This is a genomic window from Paenibacillus sp. Soil522, from assembly GCF_001428245.1.
Classification (GTDB): Bacteria; Bacillota; Bacilli; order Paenibacillales; family Paenibacillaceae; genus Pristimantibacillus.
Map to the genome: position 1 here is coordinate 94,373 of NZ_LMRV01000032.1, position 11,483 is coordinate 105,855.

Below are 11,483 nucleotides of genomic sequence, written 5' to 3' on the forward strand. Positions count from 1 at the left end.
TGACTTAACTATGAATAGAGTAAAGATTCACCTATTTCTATTTTCATATATTCCCATGTACCTCCTTCGAACTATCCGCCTTCTTCTCAAAATACCCATGCAGCCGATACTCGCAAATCTCCCTCGTCCAAGCATAAACCAGCTCTGCGTGCTCCTGTTGAATCTCTAACTGAACCGTAAACTCCCCATTGTCGAACGTAATCTGCCCCTTTGAGCTCCCGCTCCATTTGGTCATAGGCATACGAGCAATATGCGCAGCTACCTTCTGCTCGTCATACTCAGTAAGCCGGAGCGTCTCTTTATCTGAAAAATCGATCCGCCGCCGATACTCCTTCTCCGTCAAATACCGATGAAAGAAAGGAGCTGCCTCCTGCGAAGTAATCGGAGCATTCCAGTCCAAAGCACCTCTCTCCAGCATCGCCAGCAATAGCGCCATTTTGTAACTTTTGTTCATTAGCGTGCTTTCCACTTCCTTAAACCACCGCTCATAGCGCAGATATACGGACTCTTCCGTCTCATCCAGCTCCCCGCACCAGTACAGAAAACCGACGTATGAACCAAATTCCTGACGATACTCCTTGCTGCTCGCTTTGCCTAGTAAATGAAGCTCCATATAGTGAGGCCGGCGGCCGAGTTCTTCCTTATCCTCAAAATATACACTTCGCAGCTTATCCTTACGAGGCTGCTTCTTGCGGGCAAGCTCCTCGAACATATCAATAACGCTCGTCTCCAACTCGATTACGCAGCCTGCTGGTGGGATTGGCGTAACACTTTCTCTTTTTCCAGCGGCTTCATCTCTTGCTTCCGTGTCAAATAAGCTCATTTTAATATCCGCATTTCGATAGTTACCGATCAGATCGATAATCGTACATGTCTGCTTCCCAGTATGAAGCCGGAGCCCTCTTCCCACCTGCTGCGTAAAGATCGTAAGAGATTGCGTCGGCCTTACAAAAAGCAGCGTATCGACAGACGGTATATCGACGCCTTCATTGAACAGATCCACTGTGAAAATAATCTGAAGCTCTTCACTTTCTAACCTTCTAATTGCTTCCTGTCTCGTCATCGAACGAGTATCCGAGTGCAAGCTCAGGCTTGCTACGCCCTGCTTCGAAAAATAGTCTGACAGGAAATTAGCCTGAATAATCGATGAGCAAAATCCAATCGTACGCGTCTGCTTATGGCGAGCCCAAGCCTCATAAATGTTAGAGGCCACCTCTTCACGCAGTTGAACCGCGAGCAGTTCGCCTTCATCATATTTCGTTCCAAGCCAGGTAAGCTGGGAATAATCCGTAGCGTCATATACGCCGAAATAATGAAATGGAGACAGCCAACCCTTTTGAATCGCCTCGATAAAATGCAGCTGATACGCGACGTTCCCATCGCAAATGGCAAATACGTCTTTACCGTCCATACGATCCGGCGTAGCTGTTATGCCTAGCAGAAATTTAGGCTGAAAATAAGACAATACCGTCTGGTACGATTTTGCGGCGGCATGGTGAAATTCATCGATTACGATAAGATCGAAGGCATCAGGATTAAATCGTTCGCGATGCATTTTCGTGCTCAAGGTGTAAATAGACGCGAACACGAAATCCGTTCCGGTTTCTTTGTCAGAGCCATTATATAGTCCAGCCGTTTTGTCTGGCATAATATGCAAGAAGGAGCGCTTCGCTTGGTTCAGAATTTCTTCTCGATGAGCGACGAACAGAACACGCTGAAACCTTTCTTTGGTGAAAAATCCAGCCAAGTACGTTTTACCGAGCCCTGTCGCCATAACAACCATCGCCTTGTCATAGCCTTCCGCATACGTGATATCGAGTGCTTCAAGCGCTCCTTGCTGCGCCGCTCTGGGAGAAATCAAGGCCAACTTCTCATTAGGTGCGGCATCCTCCTGCTTATGATCCTTATGTGGGAGCATGAGCTCCGACTGCTCCATCTCGGATATAGACTGGATAAGCTCTGGATATTTCTGATGATAGGCTTTGTAGGCCGTTTCATAATAGGAAATGGTTGTTTCGTTTAACGGCTGTGTAAATTCGTGATAGAAGTTTTTCATAAAATTGTCTAGCGCATGCCGGAATGTAAATGGTTCGGCCTGAGCGTTTACGGCCAGATTCCATTCCACGCCCATTCGAAAAGCAGACAAAGACAAATTGGACGAGCCCACAATGAACAGCCCTTGTCCATCGCCGTAATCGAATAAGTAGGCTTTTGGATGAAAGGACGTGCCCCGGCTGCGCCATAATCTCGCTTCAATGCTCGGATGAATACTTAGTAATGATCGAAGCGCTTCAGGCTGGGAAACGAACAAGTAATCGCCCGCAAGCAGCTTAACCTCCGCCCCTCTTCCCATCGCTTCTCGCAAGTAAGGCGCAAGCAGTCTTACGCCAGAATCCATGACGAATGAGGTCAAAATGTAGATACCTGAAGCTTTCTGAATGCTTGGAATTAACTCGTCTGCGAGATTTTCCGTAATGAGCTTGATATCAGGCATCTTCCACCTCGATTAGATAGATCCGGTCTTTAAAGCCTCCTCGCTTATCCGCTTTCTCTATGCGTATTCGCTCCAGCTCTTGAACGGACGCTCCGTGTGCTTCAGCAAGAGCATGAATAACCTCTAGCATGTCAGCTAGCTCTTCGATGGCTTCGCTGCTCGATTCAGCAGCCATAAATTCACTCGTTTCCTCCTGCAGCTTCGTGCGAAGTTCAGTTAAATACTCGTCAGCTTTGAGTGTTCTAGTAGTCAAAGACAAGCCTTGCTTCGTAATAATTTCCGGTATCCGATCTCGGACGAGTTTGTTGTATACAGGCATAAGTGTCTCCTTTTCAGTGGCTAATGTTTCTTACTTGGCGTTTGCTTTCAAGTTCTTCGCTTTCTCAATATGCTGAGCTCTAATAACAGGGTCAGTAATATTAGCCGCAGCAATCCTGTCTTTTATAGCCCGAACCTCATCCTCAGTAAAACAAGGGGATGGCTGCTCTATTTTTAGTCTCGCTATTTTCCGCTGTATAAACTCGGTTAGCTCTACATCATAAACAACAAGCTCGTCCGAGCCGATCTTTCTCAGCTCTGGGTCGATACTGAATCTGCATCTCATTGTGAAGGAGATCATTGAGATGTATTTTACATTCATAAGATCAGTGAGAAGCAGCTCTACCGCTTTGATATGACCGTAGTTCTGCATTAACGGATTATATAATTTAAACCGATTGCTAACGCTCCAATACCGATCCGTACGCGTCCCTTTAATCTCTCCCCTGTAATTTTTGGTTTCAATAACAAATAAGGCATAGGGAGAAATAATGAGATGATCTATCTGAGAATAACCCGAGCGCGACTTGGGATTTGGAACAAGTAGATCGTTTAGATGCTGACATTCCTTGGGCAGCTGATCCAATTGAATGTTAATTTTATACTCACCCAATTCCCCAATGCGAGTAGGTTCAACTTTAGGCTTGGATGGCTTTTTTGTTTTGGTTACTGCTGGTTCTAATTTTGCCGGTTTTGAAATGAATAGGGAAAGAAGCTTCTTAAACATTAGGGACTCCTTAAAAATATTTAATTTGTTTTGGTAGAATTCGACAAATTGGGTAAGGAGTCCTGCTTAAATGGCCTATTTAGAGTGAGAATATCGGGGAAGCCTTGTACAATTGTATTTATAAAAATTAATGGACTGCTCGGTCATGAGCAGTCCACTTTTAGCATTAAACAGCGACAAACATCTACTCTAACTTCATTAAAAGTCATTATATCCATCTTATTTGATCATACATATAGGATAAAGTATCGTGAAATCCCCAACCGATTCCGTTCGTATCCGACACTATCGCGCTAATTCGTTCCTCGTATTCATCGAATAGTTCAGCAGTATCATCAAAATTTACCGTCCGAATCACATCTGCATACATCGATTCCATGCTTTCGTAAAACCGCTCGTCGATATCGCCATAGGTAAGGGTAAAAGAAACGCCCATCTCGACGTAGAACAGCTTTAGCTCAAAACTGTATTTCTCGCTGCCCGTCAGTTTTTCGAATTCGGATATTGCCTTCTTCGCTTCCTGCAGCTTCAGCTTTCCGTGACCGCGCTGGGGGAAAAATTCATGTTCGACTTTTTTGCGATATTCATGAAATAGCGACTCCACCGCTTCTTCCCCCAAAATTTTGACGGCGAGAAACCGCTCCATGTCTTTGCTGGCGCCATAGCATTCTTTTACCAGTTCCATCATCTGTTCCTGGCTCATGCGCTTCAAATACTTGTTTAGAGACGTCTTGGTCAGCTTTAGCGGTTTTTTATCCTCGGCTTGCGGTAGAAGTGATTTCGGTATTAGCTTGGTTTTCCGCTGACGAAGCTTGTCATTCACTTCGTCACAGTGAAAAGTCTCAGGATCATATCCTTCTCTCAGCCATTCTTTAAATTCTTTCTGTTCCGGATCATTCGGAGTAGACAGCACTTCCATCATATGCTGATAACCCCACACTCCTCCAACATCCTCCTGCGGACAGCTGCGCTCCCCTCCCAAACAAATTGGAGAGATAACCGCAGAAGCCGACGTATCTATTTTCTCTAACTTAATTGTGTGCCGCCAATTATCGCCAAAATCATAGATGTAGGAGAATTCCGTATTTTCCTTTTGCAAATGCTTGATGACAATTTCTCTCCGCGCATTCAGTACTTCACGTGTTTCCATATCCTCGAATGTCGGGTTAGGCAAACCAATGACTTGTCCACCAATATGAAACTTATACAAATGATAATCCTCCCAGCCCATCATCACTTGTATGATTTTATGAAGCTGATGAAACGTAACCTCCGGATGAAATTGAAATTGACGCCATATGCTCGGAGCAATATCATCCAGTTCAATTTTGCAAATATATATCATCCACGTCATCTCCCTTTAATCCTTGAAATAAAGAATGCCTCAATAAGGAGGCGTTTTAACATTAAAAGCTTTATATTCTCAAAAGCGGCAAACCAAATTCTTCTTGGACAAAATTCATATCACTTCTTCACGCATTTTCTTGATCTCTTCGGTCAATTCTTTTGCTTGTTTCAGGGTTTAAGCACCAGCAGATTCAAGAATATCGTCTCAATAACCTTCCAAACCTAAAGGTATTTGTTTTGCAGTTAGCGTAGGGGTAAACGACAATCGTATGAAAGAATCCAGATAAATTCTTTCTTTCACATCAGGGGGATAGGCCAGTATTCCTGCTATAATCGAGCCCTGCTTGCTGATCATAAATACGCCCAACCTGCCGATCTTCTCGGCTTTTTTGAGCCTGTCGGATCAGATCTGCATCCTCAGAAAGTGCATCTATTTGCTCAGAAACTTCTCGCTCTCGCTTCATATTCAAATAGCCAATAAAATCAAGTACTTCTATAGCATCTTGTTCCGGTATTTGGTCAATCATGCGCTTTAATTCTTCACGATTCACGCTCATAAATAAACACCGCCTTCTAGATACTGTTACCATTATACCACTTTGGAATCAAAATCTAACGGCTCGCATATTTTTCCCTGAGTGTCGTAAAGTGTGATACGTGCAATTGGGAATTCTGCATATTTCCCATCGATTAACGTCGCGTAAATTGCCCGGCTTTTTTTGAACGTTAAAGGGGAGCCCGTGACGGCTCCCCTGAAGTAAAACCATTTATTGGTTGCTTGCGCCCTTGGTTGGAGTGGCATCCATCGCAGCGGACCAAGCACCCCCGTCCGGGTAGCGATAGAAGGATTTGCCGGAGCTGGTAGTTGTGTATTTATACGTGTCGACTACCGTTCCGTCCGGGGCAATCAGATTGGCCTCATCGCCACCGGTATTGTTGAAATAAGAGCTTGTGTTCCATACGTAATACCCTTTTGCAGGGATTGTAGTTCCGGCTGGAATCGTATAAACCGCGGAGCCGCCGGTGCGAATGTCATCGATCTTGTAACCGCCGATATTGACAGCGGAGTCAGTTGCGTTATAAATTTCAACCCACTCTGTCGATGCGTTTGGAAGCAGCTCATTAATGTACAGGCCTGTGGTAGCTGGAGGAGGTGTCGTACCGCCTTGACGAGTGTAGCCTGCAGTGATGGCATCCTGCTCCGTGAAGAAGAATACGCGATTTTCTACCGCTACGTTGTTATAATTAGCAGGATCGACATATTTTTTCGTGAAATAATCGCCTACATACTTGTCCGGCGCTCTGCCGTCGATGCGCAAGCGGAATTCGAACGGTAGCTCGGCGAGCGGATTGCTCGGGTTCCAAATGCCGAGGCCAGCTTGACGGGCCGATTTCACGGCTGCGCTGTAATCCGTAAAATACAGCATATTCGGCCAAATGTAATACGTTACTGCATGTCCTTTGGCTACCATCTCTTTGTTTACATCAAGGCTGCCCTTGAATACGTGCGCCAGCAGTCGGCCATAGCCGTCTTTTTCCTCTACATCCGTAACAATGGTTACCGTCGTTCCCGACGGAAGCAGCTGCTTCAAGTAATTCGAAGCATCGGTAGCGTGCTGGCCTTGATTTGGGCCGTTATAATACATTTCCGGCGTATCGATTCCAAGCATGCGAACACTTGTGGTTCCCAAAATTTGCTCTTTCAGATACACCGTATCTCCGTCGACTACACGATTGATCGTAGCGGAGTACGTTGCGGCGGAAGCCGCTTGCGGCAATACAGGCAGCGCAATACCTACAGCAAAAACGAATGCAATCAACAATGCTGTCCATCGTGTTGTAAACAATCTAGCCATCAATGATTCCTCCTCAACTAGAATGATATCTAATAGAAGCCTTGCTTACAGGCTCTCTCTATTAGAACAAAAGAATATTTTGGAGATATCAATCGGAGATGGAGTTTTTATGAATATGAACAAGCCTTATGGATAAAGGGCCTGAAAGCAGAGGTTGGCTTGTTTTGCTCATCAAGGTTTGTTTGCGGGAGGAAGGCTTTGTGCCGTTGGAAGCGAAGTCTCCTACCATAGCACTTTATTTTCTTCTGACACTAATAACTGCCGTTTTGCTAGGTTTTACTTTAAGTGTATATAAAGAAAAAACTCAGCCCGTTATAGAGCTGAGTTTTACTAGACTCACATCATTTCATTATTTTATGGAAATTTCATACTTAGACCCAGCATCACCAGCGAAAACAATGGTACCTTTCGCAGGCAGCACAACCTTATGATCGCCGCTGATCACGGTGAAGTTCACACATGTGCCTTTCTCGTCGTATACGACAAACGAGCCGTTTGTTGGCATCTTCACCTGTATGGTCTTGCCTACGGCCTTATCCGGTATCGTGTACCACTTGGCATGACCGTTCGCCGGGATGGTTGTCGTCGACTTTTGGCCGGGATAGATCGGCTTCACTGCATCTTCGCGTACAAATAGGCTGCCCGCTGCTTCGAGGTACTCGATTCCATCCTCCGTATAAAAGTTATATCCCGTAATGTCTCGGCCGACTACGGCCGGGATTTGCAAATCGCTAACCGCCGTGTTTGGGCCTGTTATTTTTTTGTCCAACACATAACCGGGCAGTTCCTTAGCCAAATCCAGATTGATAGTGGACATGATCAAGTACGCTACCGATGTATATTTTTCATTGATCAGGTAATATTTCTTGCCGTCACGTTCCTTCCAGGCGGCAGCCACTTCTTCTGATAGGTCATAGGCAGCGAGCTTCTCACCTGAATAATGCGACAAAGCCGTCTGGCCAAGCCCAGGCAGCGAGACATAAAGTCTGGACCATAAGTAGGTACGTCCATTCTCTTCCGTCACGAAGCTGACCTTCGTATTCCCATCCGCACTTATGAACGAACCATCCGCCGTATACATATATTTCTCAGCCGGATAGTCCGGCATTTGCACCATAGATACTGACATTTCGCCGTCTTTGCTGATATCTACTTTGAACAATTGATTCGTCATTCCGTAAATACCCGCATGCTTCAGCAATGTCTCCGGCATATCCGCCTTTACAGGTGTTCCGTACGACTTCTCAGGCTTGAATTCGGCAATCGTCCCTTTCTCTTTCAGCGCATGAAGCAGCATTTCATTTGCCATTAGTTGATTTGTCATACTGGAGCCGCCGGAAGAGAGAACGGCAACAGCCATGTCATGTTCAGGAAGCACAACGAGTGAGGCGTGATAAAGAATCGTGTCTCCGCCTTTCGTAAGCGCCTTAATGCCGTAATCATCGAAAGGGAACAGGTTGACGCTGTCCCAGCCGAGTCCGAAGCCGACAGACGTGTCCGCATCATCGGGCCAAAAGCCTTTCTTATATTCTTCTTGTTCCATCGCTTCTACCGATTTGTCAGAGAGTATTCCTTCAGCTTGTCCTGTGAAGATTTGCGAGAATCGGACCAAATCCTCCGCCGTGGAATATACGCCGCCCGTTCCAATGACGTTGACTGACTCGTTTGGCAATTGTCCCTCATAGGTAGGATAGTAGAGTCCCGCCATTTTGGATGCGTTGAGCTTATCCATTGGTGTCTTCGTATCGGACATTTTCAAAGGATTCGTAAAATGTTGATGGATATAAGAGGTATAGTCCATGCCGCTGACTTCCTCTACCATAATCTCGGCTAATGTAAACCCGTCGTTGCAATAAACCGAATAAGCGCCCGGATCAGCCTTCAAATTTTGCTGGGCCAATTGTTCTATCAATCTATCATGGGCATAGGTATCGTTATCTTCAAACAAAAAAGAGTTGGTCAACGTCGATCCGTTAATACCGGAGGAATGGTTGAGCAGCATGCGCGGCGTAATCTGCTTGTATCGTTCGTCTTTCATCTTAAAGTAGGGGATGTACTTAACGACAGGCGAATCCAGGTCGACTTCCCCCTCATCTACCAGCTTCATCACGGCCGCGGTAACGAACATCTTGCTCGTCGATCCGATGCCGTACATCGTTTCCGCCGTCAGCGGCTTTTTTCCCTTCTCATCATTTCGACCGGATTGACCGGATACGACAATACTGCCATGATCGATAAGTGCATATTGAACGCTTGTCGTACCGTAAGTTTGTGTGAGCAGCAAGGCTTTCTCCGCCGCGGCCTTCCGCGTAGCATCGTAGGCAAGCCCATTGCTCTGGCCTGCAGCCATCGCTCCCGTCGGGACAAGTAACGTTAGCACAAGTGCCGCTGCCACCATCCAAGATCTTCTTTTTCTCATAAGAACCTCCTTAGGGTTTAGTCTGTTTTTAATACGTATAACAAATCCAGAAGTATTCATTTTTGGAAAAAATAAGATGCAGAGCTTGCTGTGCCTCCGTTCACCTCAGCTTCGCTATTTAGCTTATAAGAAAACCAAATCACAAAAAAAAGAACCTCCTTTGACTGGAAGTCCTTTCATTTTCTAAGTGAAGCATTCAATATCGACGGTTGGAAATTCTATCTACTATCTGCTTAGGTTTATTTCGCTCTGTCTCAATCCACATCTTTTACTTGGGCAATATTCTGCTAAAATGGTTCTGTCTGTTCTGGTAAATATCGAATCAAATGCTCTACAATGCCAGTTTGCTCCGCTTCATGTGCGACCTTCGAAGCCTCTTCGACCCATGGGAAGGACCACAAATTTAGCGTAACGTCCGGGTAATGCTGAATAACCTTGGTTTCGCCGTCCATTAATGCCCCTCTCTGAAGGGCTAAACTCATCATCTTGGCCGCAACCTGTCGTTCAACCGGTTCATCCGGGAAGAAATGTCCCTTATCTATCCCATCAATATATTTCAATCCTTTTGCAGTCGCGATCGCATCCTTCGCCCAATGATTCTTCGAGTCGTCGAAGGTCACAAGCGGGACGCTTTCAATTCCTCTAACGCGTAATAGCAAGCTCACAAATTCAGCGCGTGTAATCTTTTCATCCGGTCGGAATTTTCCATTGTCCCCGACCATATAGCCGTGTGCAGCTACCTTGCGAATGTAATCATAGGCCCAATATGTTTCAGGCGTATCGGAGAATGAGACATCCTTCCCGGTTTCCGCCAAATTTAAAATTCGAACCAACGTTGCGGCAGTTTCAGCGCGGGTTTGATACGCTTTTGGATGAAAATTACCATCCGGATAACCATGATAGAACGGCTGATGGACTTCAGTTCCTAATTCTACCTTCGTTTTTCCGCTCTCGTACAGTACGGTTGCAACTGTTCCCGTTTGACAAGAAACCTCGTAAGCCATATTTGACTCTTGTTTCTGATCCGCTTTTACCTTTAAGTTGAAATGAATGACGTCTGCGCCGTTGCCCGGCATGTCTTTCAAATTCCATGTTATTGTGCTGTTAAGGTCATTCCATTCGAAATCACTGGTTTCGTCAAGCGTCAATCCGTTCGGGACCTTAACCTTGATCCATGCCTTCGACATGATGTTATTTTGCACATTGTGATAAAGAATGTGATACGAAATTTTCCCGCCTGATGGCACCTTTTTTTGATCGGCGACGATTTGGCAAGCTAGATCGGCTGAAATGGCAAAAGACTGACGTGGTAACATCAACAGCATACTAAGTGTCAACAGTACCGCAAGTACAGCATAAGAACTTTTTTTCACCTCTAAACCTCCACCCTTTAATAATGAGTATAATTATGCCGAGCAGGAGTTAATTATGTATGACCTTAAAGCGCATTCATGTATTCATTCAACTCATAAGTACCACACTTCCTATATTCACCAAATCAATAAAAGAACCTCCTTTTGACTAGGAAGTCTTTTTCATTTTCTAAAATATTCCTCGTTATATATCCTTAATAAAATGTATCTATACCTATGGGCAGCTCCGTGCAACCAAGAAAATTTTCGATCTAGAGGCAGACCAGGTCGTTTTTGTGTACGTTAATCCGCCGAGGAATGTTCTTGTTAGGTTTGGGTACGCTACTGGTGGAGGTGTACACCAAATGAGAAAAATCTTGGTACTGCTCATGCTGTTCCCATTGGTTATTGGAATTTCGACGACGGAAATTTACGGCGAATCGTATGAAAAGCAAGGGGAAGTGGAACAACAGGGTACGATAGAGCCTTATAAACGCGGTGGAATTCGTTCGCCCAGACGGAGCTATAATCCCGGAATCGGCACCCCCGGCCGCACGACTCCAACGAGACCGGATAATGCGGCTCGCAATCCGGCTCCTGCGAGGACGACACCTGCGCCTCGAACCGGTTTTGGCGGATTTTTGGGCGGAATGTTCGGGGGATTGGCACTGGGGACAATCATGGGATCGCTATTCAATCCATTCGCCGGGTTTTCGCTCGGTTTTCCATTGCTTTCGCTGCTTAGCATCGTTTTATGGTTCATCGTTATTTTTGCCGTCGTTCGGATGTTTCGCAGGCGTAAAGTCTGACGGACTGTAGAGGCGTTAAATGGTCGAGCAGACTTGCAACCTTTCAATTAGCTGAAGCCTAAAATCGAGTAGGAGGGGGCGGCTAGCCCCCGACCTCTCACACCACCGTACATACCGTTCGGTATACGGCGGTTCACGAAATATTCCGTAATTCGTTGTAT

At 45.6% G+C, this 11,483-nt stretch carries 9 protein-coding genes; 1 reads left to right on the top strand and 8 read right to left on the bottom strand.

The window, feature by feature from the left end:
* Window positions 1-43: 43 nt before the first annotated feature.
* From ASG81_RS08865 to ASG81_RS08900, 8 genes are all read right to left on the bottom strand, one after another.
* Entirely contained in the window at window positions 44-2,494 is a 2,451-nt protein-coding gene (locus ASG81_RS08865; RefSeq protein WP_056632119.1) for a DEAD/DEAH box helicase family protein, read from the bottom strand.
* Complete coding sequence (locus ASG81_RS08870; protein ID WP_056632122.1) at window positions 2,487-2,813, bottom strand: nucleoside triphosphate pyrophosphohydrolase; 327 nt, start codon at window positions 2,811-2,813, stop codon at window positions 2,487-2,489. Before ASG81_RS08870 ends, ASG81_RS08865 begins: the two co-directional genes overlap by 8 nt.
* 30 nt (window positions 2,814-2,843) lie before the next feature.
* Window positions 2,844-3,539: a nuclease-related domain-containing protein gene (locus ASG81_RS08875; RefSeq protein ID WP_056632126.1), complete on the bottom strand. Its 696-nt coding sequence runs from the start codon at window positions 3,537-3,539 to the stop codon at window positions 2,844-2,846.
* A gap of 208 nt (window positions 3,540-3,747) precedes the next feature.
* The gene (locus ASG81_RS08880) at window positions 3,748-4,884 is read right to left on the bottom strand and encodes a DUF6155 family protein (protein WP_056632129.1); all 1,137 of its coding nucleotides are present in this window, start codon (window positions 4,882-4,884) and stop codon (window positions 3,748-3,750) included.
* Window positions 4,885-5,188: 304 nt separating this feature from the next.
* Complete coding sequence (locus ASG81_RS08885) at window positions 5,189-5,443, bottom strand: hypothetical protein (RefSeq protein ID WP_056632133.1); 255 nt, start codon at window positions 5,441-5,443, stop codon at window positions 5,189-5,191.
* 210 nt (window positions 5,444-5,653) lie between these two features.
* On the bottom strand, window positions 5,654-6,742 hold the full coding sequence (locus tag ASG81_RS08890) for a lamin tail domain-containing protein (protein ID WP_056632136.1): 1,089 nt from the start codon (window positions 6,740-6,742) through the stop codon (window positions 5,654-5,656).
* A 349-nt stretch (window positions 6,743-7,091) separates the two neighbouring features.
* Window positions 7,092-9,161 carry a serine hydrolase domain-containing protein gene (locus tag ASG81_RS08895; RefSeq protein WP_056632139.1) on the bottom strand — a complete coding sequence of 690 codons (2,070 nt, stop codon included), beginning with the start codon at window positions 9,159-9,161 and terminating at the stop codon, window positions 7,092-7,094.
* Window positions 9,162-9,448: 287 nt separating this feature from the next.
* A complete protein-coding gene (locus ASG81_RS08900; RefSeq protein WP_056632141.1) occupies window positions 9,449-10,534 on the bottom strand; it encodes an S-layer homology domain-containing protein in 1,086 nt (361 codons plus the stop codon).
* A 344-nt stretch (window positions 10,535-10,878) separates the two neighbouring features.
* Between ASG81_RS08900 and ASG81_RS08905 the strand changes: the two genes are divergently transcribed.
* A complete protein-coding gene (locus tag ASG81_RS08905; protein WP_056632144.1) occupies window positions 10,879-11,322 on the top strand; it encodes a hypothetical protein in 444 nt (147 codons plus the stop codon).
* Window positions 11,323-11,483 lie beyond the last annotated feature (161 nt).

Excerpts from the sequence above, each read along its gene's own strand:
- ASG81_RS08865 (WP_056632119.1), bottom strand. The coding sequence starts at position 2,494 with ATGCCTGATATCAAGCTCATTACGGAAAATCTCGCAGACGAGTTAATT.
- ASG81_RS08870 (WP_056632122.1), bottom strand. The coding sequence starts at position 2,813 with ATGCCTGTATACAACAAACTCGTCCGAGATCGGATACCGGAAATTATT.
- ASG81_RS08875 (WP_056632126.1), bottom strand. The coding sequence starts at position 3,539 with ATGTTTAAGAAGCTTCTTTCCCTATTCATTTCAAAACCGGCAAAATTA.
- ASG81_RS08880 (WP_056632129.1), bottom strand. The coding sequence starts at position 4,884 with ATGATATATATTTGCAAAATTGAACTGGATGATATTGCTCCGAGCATA.
- ASG81_RS08885 (WP_056632133.1), bottom strand. The coding sequence starts at position 5,443 with ATGAGCGTGAATCGTGAAGAATTAAAGCGCATGATTGACCAAATACCG.
- ASG81_RS08890 (WP_056632136.1), bottom strand. The coding sequence starts at position 6,742 with ATGGCTAGATTGTTTACAACACGATGGACAGCATTGTTGATTGCATTC.
- ASG81_RS08895 (WP_056632139.1), bottom strand. The coding sequence starts at position 9,161 with ATGAGAAAAAGAAGATCTTGGATGGTGGCAGCGGCACTTGTGCTAACG.
- ASG81_RS08905 (WP_056632144.1), top strand. The coding sequence starts at position 10,879 with ATGAGAAAAATCTTGGTACTGCTCATGCTGTTCCCATTGGTTATTGGA.